20 protein-coding genes, 1 tRNA gene and 1 riboswitch are annotated in these 19180 nt (G+C 70.6%); of the genes, 11 read left to right on the top strand and 10 right to left on the bottom strand.

The genetic code is table 11. The features are described 5' to 3' along the window. The first annotated feature begins 121 nt into the window (after window positions 1-121). A riboswitch (TPP riboswitch) is annotated at window positions 122-250 on the top strand. Between the two features lie 65 nt (window positions 251-315). The 4 genes from thiO to AC1DXK_RS10365 are packed head-to-tail and all read left to right on the top strand — an operon-like array spanning window position 316 to window position 3192. Next, on the top strand, window positions 316-1539 hold the full coding sequence (thiO, locus tag AC1DXK_RS10380) for a glycine oxidase ThiO (RefSeq protein ID WP_457106726.1): 1224 nt from the start codon (window positions 316-318) through the stop codon (window positions 1537-1539). Next, entirely contained in the window at window positions 1536-1748 is a 213-nt protein-coding gene (thiS, locus tag AC1DXK_RS10375; protein ID WP_457106727.1) for a sulfur carrier protein ThiS, read from the top strand. The genes thiO and thiS overlap by 4 nt, the downstream gene beginning before the upstream one ends. A gap of 2 nt (window positions 1749-1750) precedes the next feature. Beyond that, entirely contained in the window at window positions 1751-2554 is an 804-nt protein-coding gene (gene thiG, locus AC1DXK_RS10370; protein ID WP_457106728.1) for a thiazole synthase, read from the top strand. Then, window positions 2551-3192, top strand: a complete 642-nt coding sequence (locus AC1DXK_RS10365; protein ID WP_457106729.1) for a thiamine phosphate synthase — start codon at window positions 2551-2553, stop codon at window positions 3190-3192. The genes thiG and AC1DXK_RS10365 overlap by 4 nt, the downstream gene beginning before the upstream one ends. Window positions 3193-3313: 121 nt before the next feature. Here the strand turns inward: AC1DXK_RS10365 and pdeM are convergent, their stop codons facing one another. Genes pdeM through AC1DXK_RS10350 form a run of 3 tightly spaced genes read right to left on the bottom strand, consistent with a single transcriptional unit; the run spans window position 3314 to window position 7559 of the window. Then, window positions 3314-4027, bottom strand: coding sequence for a ligase-associated DNA damage response endonuclease PdeM (gene pdeM / locus AC1DXK_RS10360; protein WP_457106730.1), 714 nt, complete (start codon window positions 4025-4027; stop codon window positions 3314-3316). A 41-nt stretch (window positions 4028-4068) separates the two neighbouring features. Further along, on the bottom strand, window positions 4069-6606 hold the full coding sequence (locus AC1DXK_RS10355; RefSeq protein WP_457106746.1) for a ligase-associated DNA damage response DEXH box helicase: 2538 nt from the start codon (window positions 6604-6606) through the stop codon (window positions 4069-4071). Beyond that, window positions 6603-7559 carry an alpha/beta hydrolase gene (locus tag AC1DXK_RS10350; RefSeq protein ID WP_457106731.1) on the bottom strand — a complete coding sequence of 319 codons (957 nt, stop codon included), beginning with the start codon at window positions 7557-7559 and terminating at the stop codon, window positions 6603-6605. The genes AC1DXK_RS10355 and AC1DXK_RS10350 overlap by 4 nt, the downstream gene beginning before the upstream one ends. A gap of 274 nt (window positions 7560-7833) precedes the next feature. On the opposite strand from AC1DXK_RS10350, the gene AC1DXK_RS10345 reads away from it, so the two are divergent. Further along, the gene (locus AC1DXK_RS10345) at window positions 7834-8190 is read left to right on the top strand and encodes a DUF6460 domain-containing protein (RefSeq protein WP_457106732.1); all 357 of its coding nucleotides are present in this window, start codon (window positions 7834-7836) and stop codon (window positions 8188-8190) included. A gap of 41 nt (window positions 8191-8231) precedes the next feature. Further along, window positions 8232-9596: an MATE family efflux transporter gene (locus AC1DXK_RS10340; RefSeq protein WP_457106733.1), complete on the top strand. Its 1365-nt coding sequence runs from the start codon at window positions 8232-8234 to the stop codon at window positions 9594-9596. 8 nt (window positions 9597-9604) lie between these two features. Here AC1DXK_RS10340 and AC1DXK_RS10335 read toward each other — a convergent pair whose 3' ends face one another. Further along, window positions 9605-9943 (bottom strand): hypothetical protein, encoded by a 339-nt coding sequence (locus AC1DXK_RS10335; RefSeq protein ID WP_457106734.1) that lies wholly within the window; start codon window positions 9941-9943, stop codon window positions 9605-9607. Between the two features lie 215 nt (window positions 9944-10158). On the opposite strand from AC1DXK_RS10335, the gene AC1DXK_RS10330 reads away from it, so the two are divergent. Continuing rightward, the gene (locus AC1DXK_RS10330) at window positions 10159-11052 is read left to right on the top strand and encodes an HpcH/HpaI aldolase/citrate lyase family protein (protein WP_457106735.1); all 894 of its coding nucleotides are present in this window, start codon (window positions 10159-10161) and stop codon (window positions 11050-11052) included. A gap of 232 nt (window positions 11053-11284) precedes the next feature. Here AC1DXK_RS10330 and AC1DXK_RS10325 read toward each other — a convergent pair whose 3' ends face one another. The 6 genes from AC1DXK_RS10325 to map all read right to left on the bottom strand — a co-directional run bounded on the left by AC1DXK_RS10325 (window position 11285) and on the right by map (window position 17061). Beyond that, window positions 11285-12034, bottom strand: a complete 750-nt coding sequence (locus AC1DXK_RS10325) for a proteasome-type protease (protein WP_457106736.1) — start codon at window positions 12032-12034, stop codon at window positions 11285-11287. 45 nt (window positions 12035-12079) lie between these two features. After that, entirely contained in the window at window positions 12080-12907 is an 828-nt protein-coding gene (locus tag AC1DXK_RS10320) for a transglutaminase family protein (RefSeq protein WP_457106737.1), read from the bottom strand. Window positions 12908-12929: 22 nt separating this feature from the next. Next, window positions 12930-13877 (bottom strand): alpha-E domain-containing protein, encoded by a 948-nt coding sequence (locus AC1DXK_RS10315; RefSeq protein ID WP_457106738.1) that lies wholly within the window; start codon window positions 13875-13877, stop codon window positions 12930-12932. A 67-nt stretch (window positions 13878-13944) separates the two neighbouring features. Continuing rightward, complete coding sequence (locus tag AC1DXK_RS10310) at window positions 13945-15384, bottom strand: circularly permuted type 2 ATP-grasp protein (protein WP_457106739.1); 1440 nt, start codon at window positions 15382-15384, stop codon at window positions 13945-13947. 96 nt (window positions 15385-15480) lie between these two features. Continuing rightward, window positions 15481-16194, bottom strand: coding sequence for a RadC family protein (gene radC, locus AC1DXK_RS10305; protein WP_457106747.1), 714 nt, complete (start codon window positions 16192-16194; stop codon window positions 15481-15483). A 39-nt stretch (window positions 16195-16233) separates the two neighbouring features. After that, entirely contained in the window at window positions 16234-17061 is an 828-nt protein-coding gene (gene map, locus AC1DXK_RS10300; protein ID WP_457106740.1) for a type I methionyl aminopeptidase, read from the bottom strand. Between the two features lie 202 nt (window positions 17062-17263). On the opposite strand from map, the gene AC1DXK_RS10295 reads away from it, so the two are divergent. The 4 genes from AC1DXK_RS10295 to AC1DXK_RS10280 all read left to right on the top strand — a co-directional run. Further along, window positions 17264-17521, top strand: a complete 258-nt coding sequence (locus AC1DXK_RS10295; protein ID WP_457106741.1) for a zinc-finger domain-containing protein — start codon at window positions 17264-17266, stop codon at window positions 17519-17521. A gap of 88 nt (window positions 17522-17609) precedes the next feature. Continuing rightward, window positions 17610-18782, top strand: a complete 1173-nt coding sequence (locus tag AC1DXK_RS10290; protein ID WP_457106742.1) for an FAD-dependent monooxygenase — start codon at window positions 17610-17612, stop codon at window positions 18780-18782. A gap of 33 nt (window positions 18783-18815) precedes the next feature. After that, window positions 18816-18902 (top strand) — tRNA-Leu (locus tag AC1DXK_RS10285). Window positions 18903-19069: 167 nt separating this feature from the next. After that, window positions 19070-19180: transposase (locus tag AC1DXK_RS10280; protein ID WP_477297697.1), on the top strand; the 111-nt coding region annotated here is incomplete at its 3' end.

Genomic DNA, 19180 nt, shown 5'->3' with positions numbered 1-19180 from the left:
GGCGGCCGGATTTCGTCCGGCTTGGTATCCGAGCGGTGACTGAGACCGGGGAATGTCCATCCGGCGCGGATGCCTCACCGGCGGCGGGGTTGACCAGGGCCGCGCGGACGACCAAGTCTCTTCCCGTTCCAGGGAGATCCCCGGCAAGGGGCTGAGAAACCGCTGGCTCGTCCGTCAGGACCTGCGGCGCGGAAATCCTTCGAACCTGATCCGGCTCATACCGGCGTAGGGATTGGACCGCGGCCGCCCGGACGGGCAGGTCACAGCTTCTCACCGAAGCACCCGGCCCGATCCTCGCGACGGCACTTCGCGGAGATGCCTGTGCCCCTCGACCGCCCCGCCTCACCGATCGGTCGCCGCCGCAGCCCCGACGGCTTCGCCGCACCCGCGAGCCTGCCGGGCCGGACCGACGTCGCCGTCATCGGCGGCGGGCTGATCGGGCTCTCGATCGCGTGGCGGCTCGCCCGGGCAGGCCGAGCCGTGACGGTACTGGAGCGTGCGACGATCGGGTCCGGCGCGAGCCTCGCCGCCACCGGCATGCTGGCCCCCGCGGCGGAGCACGAGCCCGGCTCCGACCCGCTTCTGCCCCTCGCCCTGGAATCGCTCCGGCTCTGGCCGGGGTTCCGCGACGCCCTCGAAGCCGAATCCGGCCGCGCGATCGATTACCGGCCCGACGGGACCCTGGTGCTTGCGGTCGGCCGCGACGAGGTGGAGCGCCTGCGTTTCCGCTTCGATCTGCAGCGCCGGTCGGGCCTCGACGTCACCTGGCTGCCGGGCAGCGAGGTCCGGCGCCTGGAACCGGGCCTGCGCCCCTCGGTCACCGCCGGGATCCACTGCCCGCTGGACCACCAGGTCGACCCGCGACTGGTCATGGACGCCCTCGCCGAGGCCTGCCGCCGGGCCGGCGTCATCCTGGCGGAGCGGACACCCGTCAGCGCCCTCGACTGGTCGGGGGATCGCGTGACCGGCGTCCGGGTCGGCGAGGACGGCGTCGCGGCGGACACCGTGGTCATCGCCTCCGGTGCCTGGAGCGGGGAGGGCGGATTGCTGCCTGAGGATCTCGCCCTGCCGGTCCGCCCGCTGAAGGGCCAGTCCCTGGCCGTGCGCACCACCGCCCGTACGGGCACCCTCGGCCGGATGATCTGGACCGAGCAGGTCCACATGGCACCGAAGGGCGACGGCCAGCTCATCGTCGGCGCCACCGTGGAGGATTGCGGCTTCCGGCCCGGCGTCAACGCGGGCGGGCTCTACGCCCTGCTGGAGGGCGCGCGCCGGGTGCTGCCCGGAATCGAGGAGATGGAAGTCGAGGCGGTCTGGAGCGGCTACCGTCCCACATCGGACGACGATGCGCCGATCCTCGATGTACTCGCCCCCGGCCTCGTTGCCGCCACCGGACACCACCGCAACGGTTACCTGCTCGCCCCCGTCACCGCCGACGCCGTCGCGGACCTCGTCCTGCGCGGCGCGCTGCCCGAGGTGGCCCGGCCCTTCACGCGGGCGCGCTTCGGACGCCCCGAGCGCCTGAGGGCCTCGGCATGAAGCTCTTCGTCAACGGGGAGCCGCGCGACTCCTCGGCCGAGACCGTGGAGTCCCTGTTCCGCCAGGAGGCGGAGGAGGGCGGCATCGAGAGCCCGCAGGGCGTCGCCATCGCGCTGAACGGCCGTGTGCTGCGTCGCCGGGATTGGGAGCAGACCCCGATCGCGGACGGCGACCGCGTCGAGATCGTCCGCGCCATGCAGGGAGGTTGAGCATGAACCCCACCGTCACGCCGCTGCACTCCGGGAGCGGGGAGGGCAGCCTGACGATCGCCGGAGTGACCCTGTCGTCCCGGTTGTTCATCGGCACCGCTGGCTATCCGACGCAGGCGATCATGCGCGACGCCGTCCAGGCGAGCGGCGCCGACGTCGTGACCGCCTCGATCCGCCGCGTCTCGCTCCAGGGTCACGGCTCCGACACGGTGACGATCCTCAAGGGCAAGCGCTTCCTGCCGAACACCGCCGGCTGCGAGACCGCCCGCGACGCGATCATGACCGCGGAGCTGGCCCGGGAGGCCCTCGACACTAACTGGATCAAGGTCGAGGTGATCGGTGACCGGGAGACGCTCTACCCGGATGTCGCCGAGCTGATCGAGGCCTGCCGCCACCTCGTGGACGACGGCTTCGTGGTCCTGCCCTACTGCAACGACGACCCGATCGTCTGCCAGCGCCTGGAAGATCTCGGCTGCGCCGCCGTGATGCCGATGGGTTCGCTGATCGGCTCCGGGATGGGGATCGCGAACCCGGCCAACCTCGAGCTGATCTGCCGCCGCGCCACGGTGCCGGTGGTGGTCGATGCCGGGATCGGCACGGCCTCGGACGCGGTGATCGCCATGGAGCTGGGCGCCTCCGCCTGCCTGATCAACACCGCCGTCGCCAAGGCCGACGATCCGGTGCGGATGGCCAGCGCCATGCGGCGCGCGGTGGAGGCCGGGCGCGACGCCTATCTGGCGGGGCGGATCCCGCGCCGCGGCCGGGCTGAACCGTCGAGCCCGCAGCTCGGCCTCGTCGGCTCGTGAGGGGACTGCCGTCACCGCTCCTGGCGGTGACGGACCGCCACGGGCATCCGCGCCCCCTCGCCGAGACCGTGCAGGCGATCCTGGCGGGTGGCGGCCGCTGGATCTGGCTCCGGGACCGCGATCTGGAGCCGGAGGCGCGCCGGCGCCTCGGGGAGGCCGTCGCCGAACGCGTGCGGGCGGCGGGCGGCGTGCTCACGGTGGGCGGGGACGTGGAACTGGCGCGCACCCTCGGCGCGGACGGCGTGCATCTCGGCGGCGGGTCGGCTCCGGCCGCGATCGCGGCGGCGCGGGCGGCCCTGGGGGCGGAGGCGCTGATCGGCGTGTCGGCCCACGCACCACACGAGGTCGCGGCTGCGGCAAAGGCCGGGGCCGACTATGTCACGCTCAGCCCGATCTTTCCGACGGCGAGCAAGCCGGGATACGGGCCGGCGCTCGGCCTAAAAGGCCTCGCTGCCCAAGCCGGCGGGCTTCCGGTGGTGGCACTGGGCGGCATCGGCCCCGACGAGGCCCCGCATTGCCGCAGGGCCGGTGCGGCGGCTTTCGCCGTCATGGGGGGCATGATGGGGGCCGCCGATCCTGCAAGCGCCACGCGGACCTTGCTGAAGGCCTGGAACGCAGCCGGTCCCGTGCCTGCGTGAGCGCCTCGCACCGTCTTCGGTCGACGGCTTCGAACGGCCGTCCGCGAGCCCGGCCCGACGCGATCCAAACGGTCGCACGGCGCCCGATCAGGTCGCGCCGCGCCGGGAGACCGGGATGCGCTCAGTCCCGGGCCAGCTGAGCCCGGCCGATGGCGAAGACACGCCCGTCGCCGAGGAGATGGGCGGTGAATCCCTTCGGGAACAGGCTTTCGATAGCCTTCTCGCGGACATTGAGACCGCCCGCATAGGCGCCGAAAGCCGGCATCACCAGGCGCGTGCCGTCGGTTACGAAGCAGCGGCGGCGCACCGCTCGGCCGCGCATCGCGACCTTGCCGCAGGGATGCAGATGGCCGGCGATCTCCCCCGGCGTCGGTTCGGGGCTCGGTTCGTGTCGCAGGACGAGGCCGCCGATCGTCAGCGCCCCGGCGTAGCGGCCGCCGACACCTTCGCTGACGGCCGCGTCATGATTCCCGGCGATCCAGATCCAGTCGCGTCCTTCCTGAAGCGCGGCCACCATGGCGCGGTCGCCCGGCTCCATGCGCTCGGGTCCGCGGGCGTCGTGGAAGGAATCGCCCAGGGCGACCACGCGGGCGGGGTCGTGGCGCACCACCGCCTCGTGCAGGCAGGCCAGGGTCTCACGGGTGTCGTAGGGCGGAAGGAACTGGCCGGTGCGCGCCGCGTAGGAGGAGCCCTTCTCCAAGTGGAGGTCGGACACGATCAGCGTGCGGTGCTCCGGCAGCCAGAGGCCGCCGCACAGGTCCAGCACCAGGGTCTCGCCCGCAAGTTGCAGGGTCGGGTGCTTGTGAGTCTTCTCGAGTCTCAGGCCGGCCGCCAAGATCGCATCCTCGGTGTCGTCGGGGGAGGGCGGATCGACGGTCAGGACAGAGCCTCTTGGAGAAGCTCCGCCTCGGCCTCCGCCAGGATCTCGTCGGCGCCCTCGCCGTAGACCCGCTCGCGCCCGATCTCGAGCATCACGGACACGGAGAGCGGCGAGACCCGGTCGAGAGACCTGTGGATGATTCGCCCCTGGATGCGCTCTAGCATCATGCCGAGGCGCCTCACGTCGAGGAGTCCGGTTGCCGCATCCTGCCGCGCGGCCCGCAGCAGCAGGTGATCGGGCTGGTGCTTGCGCAGCACGTCGTAGATCAGGTCGGTCGAGATCGTGACCTGCCGGCCGGACTTCTTCTGCCCCGGATGGTGGCGCTCGATCAGCCCGGCGATCACCGCGCATTGCCGGAAGGTACGCTTCATCATCGCCGACTCGTCGAGCCAGGCCTCCAGGTCGTCGCCCAGCATGTCGACGGCGAAGAGGTCGCCGATGAAGTCGGTATCGCGCGCAGCGCGCTCGGACAGGTCGCGGGTCGTCCAGATGGCGATGCCGTAATCGTTGGCCGCGAAGCCCAGGGGCCGCAACCCGTCGCGCTCCAGCCGGCGGGTGAGGAGCATCCCGAGGGTCTGGTGGGCGAGGCGCCCCTCGAACGGGAAGGCGGTCAGGTAATAGCGTTTGCCCCGGGGGAACGTCTCGACCAGCAGGTCGCGTTCGCCCGGCAGGACCGAGCGCCGGCGCTGCTGGTGCAGGTACTCGCCGATCTGCTTCGGCAGCCGGTCCCAGGCGAACGGGTCGGCGATGAGCGCCCGGACACGGGCCGCCAAGAAGGTCGAGAGCGGGAATTTCGCCCCGGCGTAGGACGGGATCGCCGGGTCGGTACCGGGCGGTGCGCGGGTTACGAGGCACTCGTCCTCGGCAAGACCCTCGAAGCGCAGGGTCTCGCCGGCGAACAGGAACGTGTCGCCCACCGTCAGCGTCTCGGCGAAATCGTCCTCGATCTCACCCAGCACCCGGCCGGATTTCGGCAGGACCGTCCCGGGCTTACCCCGCAGCGTCCGGCTGAGGCGCACCCGAACCCGCGCCGCCTCCACGATCGTGCCGACATTCATCCGGTAGGCCTGGGCGGTGCGGGCGTCGCGCACGCGCCAGAGGCCATCCGGCCCGCGCAGGATCTTGGCGAAGCGCTCGTAGGCGCGCAGGGCGTAGCCGCCGGTGGCGACGTAGTCGACCACCTGCTCGAAGGATTCCCAGGTGAGCCCGGCATAGGGCGCCGCCGAGACGATCTCGTCGTAGAAGTCGACCGGGTCGAAGGCGTCTGCGCAGGCCATGCCGAGCACGTGCTGGGCGAGCACGTCGAGGGCGCCCTGGCGGGCGTCGGGCGTGTCCTGCGCGGCCTGCTCGACGGCGTCGAGGGCCGCTTGGCATTCGAGCATCTCGAAGCGGTTTCCGGGGACGAGGTAGGCCTTCGACGGCTCGTCCATCCGGTGGTTGGCCCGGCCGATCCGCTGCATGATCCGGCTGGCGCCCTTCGGCGCGCCGACATTCACGACGAGGTCGACGTCACCCCAGTCGATGCCGAGGTCGAGGGTTGCGGTGCAGACGATCGCCCGCAACTGGCCGGCCGCCATGGCCGCCTCGACCCGGCGGCGCTGCTGCGCGTCGAGGGAGCCGTGATGGATGGCGATCGGCAGGGCGTCCTCGTTGAGGCGCCACAGCTCCTGGAAGGTGTACTCGGCCTGGAGGCGGGTGTTCACGAAGACCAAGGTCGTCCGGTGGTCCTTGATCAGGTCGTAGATGGCCGGCATCGAGTGCCAGGCGGTGTGGCCGGAGATCGGCAGCGCCCGGCCGAGGTCGAGCATGCGCAGGTCCGCCTTCGCGCCGCCCGCCACGGTGACGAGGTCGGCCATGGGGGAGTTGTTTTTCCCTTCCCTTGCAGAGGGGGGAGCGAGGTCCTGGTTCTGCGGCACCAGATACTTCCGCAGCTCATCCGGCTCGCGCACGGTCGCGGAGAGCCCGATCACCGCGAGCCCCGGGCTCAGCCGGTGCAGCCGCGCCAGCGCCAATGACAGAAGATCGCCGCGCTTCGAGGTGACCAGTGCGTGCAGCTCGTCGAGCACCACGCAGCGCAGCCCCGCGAAGAAATCCGCCGCCTCGCGATGGGCGATCAGCAGGGCCAGCTGCTCCGGCGTCGTGAGCAGGATGTCCGGCGGCCGGCTGATCTGGCGGGTACGCTTGTGCGCGGGGGTGTCGCCGGTGCGGGTCTCGACGCGCACCGGTAGATCCATCTCGGCGATGGGCGCGTCGAGGTTGCGGGCGATGTCGACGGCAAGCGCCTTGAGCGGCGAGACGTAGAGCGTGTGCAGACCCGTGGGCTTCAACGGCTGCGGCCCGCGCTCCGCGAGGGCGACGAGGCTCGGAAGAAATCCCGCGAGCGTCTTGCCCGCGCCGGTCGGCGCGACCAGCAGGGCCGAGCGACCGGCCCCGGCGATGCGCAGGAGATCGAGCTGGTGGGACCGGGGCGCCCAGCCGCGTGCCGCGAACCAGGCCCGGAACCGCTCCGGCAGGATCTCGGACGGATCGCTCAGGCGAGCGCCATCAGGAAGCGGTCGATCAGCTCCAGCGCCCGCTCGCTCATCGGGCTGGGGTAACGGGCGAAGACGTGGCAGCCGCCCGGGTAGATCGCCGTATGGCCGCCATTGCCCGCCGCGGCCCAGCGCGCTGACATGTACAGCGTGTCGTCGAGGAGCGGATCGGCGGTGCCGATGGTGAACAGGGCCGGGGGCAGGCCCTTGAGCTCCGCGTAGATCGGCGAAACGTCCGGCCGGCGCCGGTCGATGCCCTCGCGGACATAGCCGTCGGCGAACGCGGTGAGGTCGCGGGTGTTCACGACGAGCCGCTCCTCGCCCCAGTTCCGCACGGACGGAGTCAGGCCCAGGTCGAAGAAGCCCGCATTGAGGTTGGCGCCCCGAAACGCCCGCGGCAGGTTGTGCTTGTCGCGCAGCCGCAGCAGCACCATCACGGCGAGGTGGGCGCCGACCGATTCCCCGCCGATGGTCAGCGCGTGGACGCCGAATTCGGCCTTGCCGGGACCGGCCAGCCACACGGCGGCGGCCTCACAGTCGAGCAGTGCCGCCGGGTAGGGATGCTCCGGGGCGAGGCGGTACTCCACCGACAGGGCGACGAAGCCGCAGGTATCGGCGATGCGCTCCAGCCAGGGATCCTGCTCGTCGGCCGAGCCCCAGACCCACCCGCCGCGATGGATGTGCAGATAAGCGCCGCGGAGCTTCGTGCCGGGCTTGGGCCGCACGACGCGGAGCTTGAGCGGACCGCCGGGGCCGTCGATCGTCAGCCACTCCGCCCGGGCGCTGTGCGGCATGGCGGGGGCCGCCTTCGTGCCGAGGCGGCGGCGCTCGCGGACCTCGTCAATCGGCAGCGACCAGGGGTCGGGCAGGGCGGCATGCGCCGCGACGATCTCGGCATTGAGCCGGAGCGTCTCGGGATCGATGGTCGCCGGGTCGAACAAGGCGTGGTCGATCATCGCGCGTATGGTCCCGTCGGCACTCAGAGCCTCTCACACCTCTCCCGATCCCCGGGAGTCGTCCCTTTGGCCGAGGCGACGCCGCAACCATCCCGCGTTGCGTTCCGCCCCGTCCCCATCTTGGCGTGCGCGACGCCGCTTGCCATCTGCACGGCACGGGAGAAACCCGCCAACGCCCGATCCGCGCTCGGGTTTCGACGCGGTGTGGTGCGCCGGCCACGGTTCCGCCCCCTTCGTCGCCGATCCGAAGGCCCTGAAGCTTCACGAGGACGCAATGCTCGTCGATCACGACCGGCGCCGGCAAGGCTTTCAACAGGGCGCCCCACCGCCGAACGCCGCGTATGGGGCGGAGGATTACCGGTCGCGCCCCTCCGCGCTGCGCCGCTTCCTCGGCGGCTCGCCGGCCGGCGTCTTCCTGCGCCTCCTGTTCCTGTCTGTCCTGGTCGGCGCCTTCCTGTCGATGCTCGGCCTGACGCCGGGCCGCCTGTTCTGGCACCTGTACGATTCGGCCCGGGCGCTGATCGATGTCGGCCTCGCCTCGCTGCACGATTTCGGCGGCTGGATCGTCGCCGGCGCGATCGTGGTCGTGCCGCTCTGGCTGATCGCGCGCCTCTTCGCCGTCTCGCGCTGACGGGTCTGCCCGGCGCCGCACAACCGCGTCCAGGTCGAGGGATGATGCACGCCGTCGCCAGCTCGGGGCGCCCGACCCATCGCCGCGTCCTAGCGCTGGCGCTGCCCATGACGCTCGCCAACGTCACCACGCCGATGCTCGGCTTCGTGGGCGCGGCCGTGATCGGCCGGCTCGGGGACGCGGCGCTGCTCGGCGCGGTGGCCTTGGGCGCGGTGATCTTCGACGCGATCTTCTGGTCGTTCGGTGCCCTGCGGATGGCCACCGCCGGCCTCACCGCGCAGGCGGTCGGCGGAGGGGACGGGGCCGAAATCGACCGCATCCTCGCCCGCGCCCTTGCGGCGGGCGTGCTGATCGGCCTCGTCCTGGTCGTCCTCCAAGTGCCGCTCGCCCGGCTGGCCTTCGCCATCAGCGGGGCGAGCGAGGCCGTGACGGCCGGTCTGGCGACCTACTTCCACATCCGCATCCTGTCCGCCCCGTTCGTGCTGGCGAGCTACGGCGTCCTCGGCTCGGTCCTGGGACGGGGGCGCACCGATCTCGGCCTGCTGCTCCAAGTCGCGATCAACCTGACCAATGTCGGGCTGACGCTCACCCTGGTCCTGGGCTTCGGCTTCGGGCTTGCCGGCGCGGCGCTGGCGACGCTCGGCGCGGAGGCCTTCGGCCTCTGCCTCGGTCTGATCGCCCTGGCGCGTCTCGGCTCGCGGCCGTTCCGGGTTCCGCTGCGCGACCTCCGCGACGCCGCGGCGCTCCGCAAGACGCTCCGCGTCAACCTCGACGTGATCCTGCGCACCCTCGCGCTGATCACCGGCCTCGTCCTGTTCTCGGCTTTGGGCGCCCGGCAGGGCGACGTGGTCCTGGCTGCCAACGCGGTCCTGTGGAATCTCTTCCTGATCGGCGGCTTCTTCCTCGACGGCTTCGCCACCGCGGCCGAGACCCTGTGCGGGCAGGCGGTGGGCGCCCGCGACGCGGATGCGTTCGAGGCGGCCGCTTCCTTGAGCCTGCGCTGGTGCCTGGGCTTCGGGCTTGCGGTCAGCCTGCTCGCGCTGGCGGGCGGTCCCGCCTTCATCGATGCCGTGACGACGAACGGAGCGGTGCGCGAGGTCGCGCGGTCGTACCTGCTCCTCGCGGCCCTCGCGCCCTTCGCAGCCGCCGCACCCTTCGCGTATGACGGGATCTATATCGGCGCGACCTGGACCCGGGCGATGCGCAACCTGATGGGGTGCGCCCTCGCTGCATACGGCGCGATCCTCGTCCTCGTGCACACCCTCGGCCTCGGCAATGCCGGGTTGTGGCTGGCCTTCGTGGCCTTCCTCGGCGCCCGGGGCCTGGGCCAGGCGATCGCCTACCCGGCGCTGGCCCGCCGGACCTTCCTGACGATGCCGTCGCCCGCGCTCAGACCGGCTGCGTGAGCACGGATCTAGTGCGGGTCCTTCCAGGTCGTAGTGGTGGCGGCCGGCCTGGGGCGGGCGACGGTACCCGTGGAGCGCGGCAGGACCGCCTCGGCCCGGCGCGGATACGCCCGGCGGCTCGCATAGCCGTAGCGGCGGCCCCGGCGCACATGACGGCGGCCGCGCTCGGACGAGTTGCCGACGAAGCCGCCGACCACGGCGCCGGCGACGGCCCCGATCGGGCCGCCCACCAGCGCCCCGGCGACGGCGCCGGAGCCGACGCCGAGGGTCGTCCGGCTCTGCGCCCGGGCCACTTCGGGAGCCGACAACGTCCCGAGCAAGGCGAGAACGACCAAGACTTTGCGCATCGTAGAGCTTCCGGCCTTCGTGGACTGGTTTCAGGCAGCCTTTAACCGGCGGAACGTGACCAAACCGCGGCCTGGAACTGCGAAGACCGGCGCCGGTGTCAAACCGCGCAGGGACTCACGCCGCTCACCCTTTGGGGTGTGGCGCGGCCGGCTTCGTGCTTTAGGGTGCAGTGCAACGACGGGAGGCCGCGCGACGGCCCAGGAGGGAGAAGCCGATGGCCACGACGACCGATCTGCGCCTGCGCCGGAGCGTGCTCTACATGCCCGGCTCGAACCAGCGGGCGCTCGACAAGGCCAAGACCCTGCCGGTGGACAGCATCATCCTCGACCTGGAAGACGCCGTCGGCCCGGAGGAGAAGGAGATCGCCCGCCAGCAGGTCTGCGCCGCCGTGAAGAGCGGCGACTATGGCAGCCGCGAGCTGGTGATCCGCGTTAATGCCCCTCAGACGCCCTGGGGCGAGGCGGATCTCCACGCCGCCATCGAGGCCAAGCCCGATGCGATCCTGATGCCGAAGGTGTCGTCGCCGGCGGTTCTCGAAAGCATCGCGGACCGCCTCGAATCCCTCGATGCGCCGGACGGCATCGCGATCTGGGCGATGATCGAGACCCCGGCCTCGATCCTCAACATCCAGGAGATCGCCCGGGCCAAGCGCGACCCGCGCAACCGTCTGACCTGCCTCGTGCTCGGCACCAACGACCTCGCAAAGGACACCTGGGCCAAGATCGTGCCCGGGCGCGTGCCGATGCTGCCCTGGATGATGATGGCGCTGGCCGCCGCCCGTGCCGAGGGTCTGGCGATCCTCGATGGCGTCTACAACGACATCGCCGACACCGAGGGCTGCCGCGACGAGTGCCGGCAGGCCCGCGACCTCGGGTTCGACGGCAAGACGTTGATCCACCCCACGCAGCTGGAACCGGCCAACACCTCCTTCGCCCCCACCGAGGAGGAGGTGCGCCGGGCCAAGCTGGTGATCGAGGCGTTCGAGCGGCCGGAATATGCGAAGCGCGGCGCGATCAAACTGGAGGGCCGCCTCTACGAGCGGCAGCATCTCGGCGTGAACCGCAGGGCGGTGACCTGGGCCGAGGCGATCAAGGCGAAGGGGTTCTGAGCGCCTCTCCGACCCCCTCGCCGGCCCCTCAGCCGGGCGGGCGTCTCGGCGAGCGGAGCGGAGGCGGGAAGGCCGCGCGCGGATCATCACCGCCGGCCCGCGCCCCCCCGGGGTCGCGGTGCTGCCCGCCTGAGGACCTGCGCATCGAACCAGCGACCCAACGCGGGAGCATCGGGAACGCAGCGTCGGCGACCGCAAAGTCCTCCGGGAATCGCGCCCGTCCCCGCCCGACCTACGAGGTGGCGGGTCCGTAAGGCGGCCGCGGGATCGCCCGGTGCGCGGCCCGCAAGGCTGCCGACCAGCGCTCGCGCAGGTCGTGGAAATAACCCTCGCCGGCCTCGATCCGGTGATTCACTTCGAGGCTGAGGGCATTCCGGCGGGCGACCGCGATGTCGATCGGCAGGCCGACGCCCAGGTTCGACCGCATGGTCGAATCCATCGAGACCAGGCTGACCTTCAGGGCGTCGTACAGGTCGGTGGTGTACCTCACCGCCCGGTCGAGGATCGGCTTGCCGTATTTGTGCTCGCCGATCTGGAGGAACGGCGCGTCGGTGCTGCACTCGATGAAGTTGCCCGCCGAGTAGATCAGGTACAGCCGCATCTCGCCGTTGCCGATCTGGCCGCCGAACAGGAGGGAGATCGAGAACCGGATATTGGCCGCCTCGAACCCGTTCTGCTCGATCGCGCGCACGTGCCGGATGGCGCGGCCGATGAGCTGCGCCGCCTGGAACATGGTCGGGGCCTCGACGAGCTTCTGCGGCGGCTCGTCCTCCTCGCCGGGCACGCCCTCCTGAAGCAGGCTCAGGACCGACTGGGTGATCGACAGGTTGCCGGCGGAGGCCAGCATCATCACCCGCTCGCCCGGCACGTTGAAATGGTGCAGCTTGCGGTAGGTCGAAATGTCGTCCAGCCCCGCATTGGTGCGGGTGTCGGCGACCATCACGAGTCCCTCCTCGACAAGGACACCGACGCAGTAGGTCATCGTCTTCGCGCTCTCGTGCGGTCCGGCGGACCGGAGTCGGGACAGTCAGGATTGAGTGGCGGCCCTGCCTTGCTCGACGCGAAGCTTCACGTCCAGTGTTTCGGTGCCACCGCCGGTGCGGCTGCCGCGGATCGGCGCCGCCCCGAGGTAATCGAGGCCGGTGGCGACGCGGATGACATTGTCGGTCGGGCTCGCGTCGAAGCACGGGTCGAACGCCACCCAGCCGAGGTCCGGCACCAGCGCCTCGACCCAGCCGTGGGGCGCCTCGACGTCCGCCTGTCCGTCGTCGCGGGCGCGGTAACCGGCGACGTAGCGGGCCGGGATGCCGATATGCCGGGCGGCGGCGATGAAGACGTGGGCGAGATCCTGACAGACACCGCTCCCGGTCGCGAAGGCCTTGGCGGCCGGAACGGCGATGGAGGCCGGACCGGCCTCGTAGGCGACCGCGCCGTTCACGGCGCCGAGCAGGCGGTGGAGCAGGGGGAGCGTCGCGCTGTCGCCCGCCGTCGCCACGCGCTCGGCGAAGGCATGAAGCTCCGGACTCGCGGCGCACAGATCCGTCTCGCGCAGGTAGAATTCGTCCGGCAGGCGTTCGATCGTGCCGCGCACGACGCCCTGCGTGTCGTCGGTGTCCACCTCGCCGGTGACCCGGATGGTGAGGGCGTCGGACGGCTCGTCCGGCGTGAACCAGTGGACGATGTTGCCGAACCCGTCCTCGCGGGCGGTGAGCCGTCCGTCCACGGTGGTGTCGATCCGCCAGGTCCGGACGTATTGCCCGTCATGGTCCCGGGGCGTCAGCCGCAGGACCTGCACGAGCCCGCGGGCCGGCTGCTCGTAGGTGTAGATGGTCTCGTGGACCACGCGGATGCGCATGCGCCGTCCTGTCCGTCTTTCGTCAGCCGACGAGATACTGCTTGGCGATCGCCTCGCCGACGTTGTTGTTCTCGGCGATGAACGCTTCGACGAACTCGTGCAACCCCGAAGCGAAGACGCGGTCGATATCCTCACCCTCCAGCTTCGCCAGCATGTTCCCGGCGAGCCGCTGGCTGGGACCGCGGCGCCCGTAGGCATCGGCGATGAGGTCGAGATACTCGACGATCACGCCATAGCAGTTCGCGAAGGAGCGCGGCATCTGTTTGTTGAGCATCAGCAGATCCGCCACCAGCAGCGGCTTGACGCTCTCGCGGTACACCCAGTGATAGGCGTTGAACGCCGAGACTTCGCGCAGGATCGTGGTCCACTGGAAATAGTCGAGGCTGCCGCCCACCGTCTCGTCGTGCGGCAGCAGGATCTGGTACTTCACGTCGAGGATGCGGGCGGTGTTGTCGGCCCGCTCGATCGCGGTGCCGAGTCGCGTGAACCAGAAGGCGTCGTTGCGCAGCATCGTCCGGAAGGCCGAGCCGTCGAAGGTCAGCGAGACGGTCTTCACCCAATCGAGGAAGCGGCCGAACTCGTCGCGGTTCAGATCCTTGCCGGCGTAGTTGCGCAGCTCCAGCCACGCGCCGTTGATCGCGTCCCACATCTCGGTTGTGAGCGCCGTGCGCACCGAGCGGGCGTTCTCCCGGGCGGCTTCGATACAGGAGCGGATCGAGGACGGGTTGTGCGGGCTGAAGGCCAGGAAGTCGCAGACCGTGTCGGCGTTCACCGCGCTGTAGTGATTCTTGAACGCGTCCGGGTCGCCGGCCGAGGCGAGGGCCGAGTCCCACTCGTTGCTCTCGCCGCCGCCGTAGCTCGACGGCAGCGACGCGAAGCGATGCGCCGCATCGAGGATGCGGGCGACGAAGTCGGCACGCTCGACGTAGCGCGAGAGCCAGAAGAGATTGTCGGCAGTCCTGGAGAGCATCTGTCTTCAGCCAAGTCGTGCGGATCTCACAATCCGCGCCGCGGATCGCCCGGAAATCGCGTGGATCTCAGGCGTCGAGCACCCAGGTGTCCTTCGTACCACCGCCCTGGCTGGAATTGACCACCAGGGAGCCTTCCTTCAGCGCAACCCGGGTCAGCCCGCCCGGCACGATGCGGATCTGATCGGCACCGCAGAGCACGAACGGCCGCAGGTCGACATGGCGCGGGGCGACGCCGGAGGCCACGAAGGTCGGGCAGGTGGAGAGCGACAGGGTCGGCTGCGCGATGAAGCCGTCCGGGGCGTGCTTGAGCTTCCGGGCGAAGTCGTCGAGTTCGCGCTTGCTGGCATGCGGCCCGACCAGCATGCCGTAGCCACCCGAGCCGTTGACCTCCTTCACCACCAGGTCCGACAGATTATCCATCACGTAGGCGAAGGCATCCTTCTCGCGGCAGCGATAGGTCGGCACGTTGTGCAGGATCGGCTCCTCGCCGGTGAAGAACTTCACGATCTCCGGCATGTAGCTGTAGACCGCCTTGTCGTCCGAGATGCCGGTTCCGACCGCGTTGGCCAGTGTCACCGACCCGCGCTCGTAAGCGTTCATCAGCCCCGGCACGCCGAGGACCGAGTCCGGCCGGAACACCAGCGGGTCGAGGAAGTCGTCGTCGAGGCGGCGGTAGATCACGTCGACGCGGCGCGGCCCCTCGGTGGTGCGCATGTACACCACGTCGTCCTTGGTGAAGAGGTCGCCCGCCTCCACAAGCTCGACGCCGAGCTTGTCGGCCAGGAACGAGTGCTCGTAGAAGGCCGAATTGTAGCGGCCGGGGGTGAGCAGCACCACCGTGGGATCCCGGGTCGCCGAGACCGGGGCCAGGCTCCGCAGGGTCGCGAGCAGCGCGTCGGGGTAGTTCTCCACGGGCGCGACCCGATGCTTGGAGAACAGGTCCGGGAACAGCCGGAGCATCACCTCCCGGTTCTCCAGCATGTAGGAGACCCCGGACGGGATGCGGGCGTTGTCCTCCAGCACGAAGAAGTCGTTCTCGCCGGTCCGGACGATGTCGATGCCGGCGATGTGCACGTAGAGGTCGTGCGGCACGCGGAAGGACCGCATCTCCATGCGGTAATGGGCGTTGCGGTAGACGAGGTCGGCCGGGATGATGCCGGCCTTGATGCATTCCTGCGCGCCGTAGATGTCCTTCAGGAACAGGTTGATGGCGGTGACCCGCTGTTTCAGCCCGCGTTCCAGGGAGGCCCATTCCGGCTTGGTGATCACCCGGGGGATGATGTCGAACGGGATCAGCCGCTCGGTCGACTCGTTGTCGCCGTAGACCGCGAAGGTGATGCCGATCCGCCGGAACAGCAGCTCGGCCTGGCTGCGGCGGGTGTTGAAGTGCTCGGGCGGCGTCGATTCGAGCCACGCCTTGAGCTGCCCGTAAGCGTCGCGGACGGCGGCCGGATCGGCGGCACCGGGGCCGAACCCGTTCATCTCGTCGAAGGCCGTCACCGCCATCTCGCTCCTCCCGTACGCTCCCGCTCTTGAGGCAAGAGGCGCGCCATCCGTTCATGGCTATATCCGCGCTCGATAACGCTCAAGGCGGCGAGAGGATCAGATCAGTTTCAGGCCTTTCAGGCTGGCGTGACCGTTGCGCCCGAGGATCACGTGGTCGTGGACCACGATCTTCAGCGGCGCCAGCACGGCCACGATCTCGCGGGTCATCGCCACGTCGGCCGCCGAGGGCGACGGGTCGCCGGAGGGGTGGTTGTGCGCCAGGATGATGGCGGTCGCCGAGAGTTCCAGGGCTCGGCGGGCGACCTCCCGGGGATAGACCGGGGTGTGGTCGACGGTGCCGCGCCCCTGCACCTCGTCGGCGATGAGATGGTTGCGCTTGTCGAGGAACAGGACGCGGAATTCCTCGCGCGGAGCGAACGCCATCGTGGCGCGCAGATACTCGTGCAGCGCACTCCAAGACGCCAGCAGAGCCCGCTCGCGGATCGCGCCCCGGGCGAGGCGCCGGGACGCCGCCTCGATCACCTTGAGGTCCGATGCGACGCCTGCGCTCACACCGTCCACCTCCATGAGGCGCGCCGGCTCGGCGCTCACGACCTCGGCGAAGCTGCCGAACCGCGCGACCAGCGCCTTGGCGAGGGGCTTCACGTCGCGCCGGGGGATCGCTCGGAAGAGAACCAGTTCCAGCAACTCGTAATCGGGCAATGCGTCGCCGCCCGCCGCAGAGAACTTCTCCCGCAGGCGGTCGCGGTGGCCGTGGTAGTGCGGCGGCTCCTTGTCGACGGCGGACGGGAGGGCGCCGTCGGCGAACAGCCCGGCCTCGCCGTCGTCCGACCCCGGCGTCACGGCCGGTCAGGCCGCCGGGTTGACGGGCTGGTGCAGCCCCTTCGGCGAGATCGTGAAGACCTCGACGCCGGTCTCGGTGACGCCGACGGTGTGTTCGAACTGGGCGGACAGGGAGCGATCGCGGGTGACGGCGGTCCAGCCGTCGCCCAGCACCTTCACGGACGGGCGGCCGAGATTGATCATCGGCTCGATCGTGAAGAACTGACCGGGCTTGAACGGGACGTCGTAGCTCGCCTCGACGTAATGCAGGATGGTCGGCGCGTCGTGATAGGTGCGGCCGAGTCCGTGTCCGCAGAAGTCGCGCACCACCGAGCAGCGCTCACTCTCGGCATAGGACTGGATCGCTCGGCCGATATCGTTTGTCGAGCCGCCGGGCTTCACCGCCGCGACGCCACGCATCAGCGCCTCGTAGGTGATCTCGCACAGGCGCTGCGCCTTGCGCGGCACCTCGCCGACATAGGCCATGCGGCTCGAATCACCGTGCCAGCCATCGAGGATCAGGCAGATGTCGAGGTTGACGATGTCGCCCTCGCGCAGGGGTTTGTCGTTGGGAATGCCGTGGCAGACCACGTGGTTGATCGAGGTACAGATCGACTTCGGATAGCCGCGGTAGAGCAGCGAGGCCGGGTAGGCCCCGTGGTCCATGGCGAAGGTGTAGGCGAGCTTGTCGAGTTCCTCGGTGGTGACGCCGGGCTGGGTCGCCTCCATCAGCAGGTCGAGGGCCTCGGCGGTGAGCCGCCCCGCCCGGCGCATGCCTTCGAAACCCTCGGGACCGTGGATCGGCGGTTCCGGGGCGCGGCGCGCACCCTGCGCACTGGCCTGTTCCTGCTGCATGGTCGGGACTTTTTTCGCGGCGTCATCAATCGGGCGTGCCTCCTATGTACGGTGCGCGGTGCGGGAGGCCAAGCCGCGTCGGGCGCAGGCTGGGCAAGGCTTGCGCCGGCTGCGGGGCTGGCGGCATAAGCGGCCGCGAGGCGCCCGGGAAGCGCGCGGGCAGATTCGCCGCGCGATCGATCGCGGGGCAGGTGAGGGCCGGATGGCAGGCAAGGCGGTACCGCACTTCCACAACGAGCCGGGTGTGCCGGTGATCACCGTGGGCGTGAAGGAATTCATGTGCATCGGCGCTCTGCCGCCGTTCGACCACCCGCACGTGTTCCTCGACATGGGCGCCGACAACGAGATCATCTGCCAGTACTGCTCGACGCTCTACCGCTACCGCGCCGGCCTGAAGGCCGACGAGGCGGATCCGCAGGCCTGCGTGTGGCACGACAACGCCAAGCTCGCGGCGGAGTAGGTCCGCACCGGCAGTGCCCTCGGACCTTCGACCTCCGCCGATCGGGCAGCCTTTGCAAATCGGGCAGCCTTTGCGAATCGGGCAGCCTTTGCGAATCGGGATCGTCGGGGCCGGGATCGGCGGCCTGACGGCGGCGTTGGCGCTGTCGGATGCCGGCCATTCCGTTACGGTGATCGAACGCCGGACCGGCTTCAGCGAGGTCGGGGCCGGGATCCAGATCTCGCCCAATGCCAGCCGGGTGCTGGCCGCCCTCGGACTCTCGGCCGCCCTGCGCCGGGCCGCGAGCGAGCCGCCCTCCGTGGAGGTGCGCGCCCTCGACAGCGGACGCCGCATCGGCGGTGTGGCGCTGGGCGCGCAGGCCCAGGCGCAATTCGGCGCCCCCTACTACGTCATCCACCGCGCCGACCTGCAGACCCTGCTGCTCGACGCGTTGCGCAGCCGCTCGGCGATACGCCTGATGATGGGCCGCACCGTCTCGGCGTTCGCCGAGACACCGGCCGAATCGGTCCTCACCGTGGAGGGTTCGAGCGGATCCCAGGACCACGCCTTCGACCTCGCTATCGGGGCGGACGGGTTGCACTCGCGCCTGCGCGCCCACCTCGATACGGCGCCGCTGCGCCCGGGTCAGGCCGCGGCGTGGCGGGCGCTGATCCCCATGGAGGCGGCGCCCGAGGCGTTGCGCGGCGGCGCCACCGGGCTTTGGCTCGGTCGCGGCCGGCACGTGGTGCATTACCCGGTGCGGGACGGCCAGTTCCTGAACGTCGTGGCCGTGGTGCCGGAAGCGGTGGGTGACGAGGACTGGGGCCGCCTCGGAGAGCCGGCCGTCCTGCGCGGGCACTTGCGCGGCTGCGCCGCGCCGCTGCGCGACCTTCTCAGCCTGCCGGATTCCTGGCTTGTCTGGTCGCTCGCCGACCGGGCCGTGGCGCGCCCGCTCGCCCGTGGTCGGGTCGCGCTGATCGGAGACGCGGCCCATCCGGTCCTGCCTTACCTGGCGCAGGGAGCGGCCTTGGCGATCGAGGACGCCGCCGTCCTGACGCGCGCCCTCTCGGACCATGCGGACGTTCCCGGGGCGCTCGCCGCGTTCTCGGGCGCGCGGGCGGCCCGGGTTCGGCGCGTCCAGAAGGCGGCGCGGAGCAACGGTCGGACCTATCATGCCGGCGGCGTGGTGGCGCTCCTGCGCAACGCCGTGATGGGCCGCCTCGGGCCGGTCGGCATGCGCGACCGCTACGCCTGGCTCTACGGCTGGACGCCCCCCGCTTGATCGCGCCCGCGCCCCCCGCTACCGAGGGCGCATGCGGACGTGGCGGAACCGGTAGACGCACGAGACTTAAAATCTTGCGGCCGCAAGGCCGTGCGGGTTCGAGTCCCGCCGTCCGCACCATCCACCTCCGATTTCCGATCCGAAGCAGCCTCAAGAGGGGGTAACACGCCGCGTCCTACCGCGCCGTTTCTGAAGCGATCATCTGCATCGCTCAGGGCATCAACGTGATCCTCCCTCGGTTTCACGGACACCTCTGGTACGCTCATGCTGAGCGGGGAAGGTGTCGGATGGCGAAGACGAGACGAGAGTTCACACCCGAGTTCAAACGCGAAGCGGTCGCCTTGCTGGAGAGCAGCGGCCGGCCGCAGATGCAGGTCGCGGCCGAGCTCGGGATCCAG

Source organism: Methylobacterium sp. P3_A11 (assembly GCF_056403155.1).
Note: the sequence above shows the minus strand (reverse complement) of the source record. Positions and strands in the feature narration are given on the sequence as shown.

What these genes read in the sequence shown, in the direction of transcription:
- AC1DXK_RS10310 (WP_457106739.1), bottom strand. Translation starts at nt 15,384, where the DNA reads ATGGCGGTGACGGCCTTCGACGAGATGAACGGGTTCGGCCCCGGTGCC.
- AC1DXK_RS10330 (WP_457106735.1), top strand. Translation starts at nt 10,159, where the DNA reads ATGGCCACGACGACCGATCTGCGCCTGCGCCGGAGCGTGCTCTACATG.
- AC1DXK_RS10325 (WP_457106736.1), bottom strand. Translation starts at nt 12,034, where the DNA reads ATGACCTACTGCGTCGGTGTCCTTGTCGAGGAGGGACTCGTGATGGTC.
- AC1DXK_RS10335 (WP_457106734.1), bottom strand. Translation starts at nt 9,943, where the DNA reads ATGCGCAAAGTCTTGGTCGTTCTCGCCTTGCTCGGGACGTTGTCGGCT.
- AC1DXK_RS10350 (WP_457106731.1), bottom strand. Translation starts at nt 7,559, where the DNA reads ATGATCGACCACGCCTTGTTCGACCCGGCGACCATCGATCCCGAGACG.
- AC1DXK_RS10340 (WP_457106733.1), top strand. Translation starts at nt 8,232, where the DNA reads ATGATGCACGCCGTCGCCAGCTCGGGGCGCCCGACCCATCGCCGCGTC.
- map (WP_457106740.1), bottom strand. Translation starts at nt 17,061, where the DNA reads ATGCAGCAGGAACAGGCCAGTGCGCAGGGTGCGCGCCGCGCCCCGGAA.
- AC1DXK_RS10295 (WP_457106741.1), top strand. Translation starts at nt 17,264, where the DNA reads ATGGCAGGCAAGGCGGTACCGCACTTCCACAACGAGCCGGGTGTGCCG.
- AC1DXK_RS10320 (WP_457106737.1), bottom strand. Translation starts at nt 12,907, where the DNA reads ATGCGCATCCGCGTGGTCCACGAGACCATCTACACCTACGAGCAGCCG.
- thiO (WP_457106726.1), top strand. Translation starts at nt 316, where the DNA reads ATGCCTGTGCCCCTCGACCGCCCCGCCTCACCGATCGGTCGCCGCCGC.
- thiG (WP_457106728.1), top strand. Translation starts at nt 1,751, where the DNA reads ATGAACCCCACCGTCACGCCGCTGCACTCCGGGAGCGGGGAGGGCAGC.
- AC1DXK_RS10315 (WP_457106738.1), bottom strand. Translation starts at nt 13,877, where the DNA reads ATGCTCTCCAGGACTGCCGACAATCTCTTCTGGCTCTCGCGCTACGTC.
- AC1DXK_RS10345 (WP_457106732.1), top strand. Translation starts at nt 7,834, where the DNA reads ATGCTCGTCGATCACGACCGGCGCCGGCAAGGCTTTCAACAGGGCGCC.
- thiS (WP_457106727.1), top strand. Translation starts at nt 1,536, where the DNA reads ATGAAGCTCTTCGTCAACGGGGAGCCGCGCGACTCCTCGGCCGAGACC.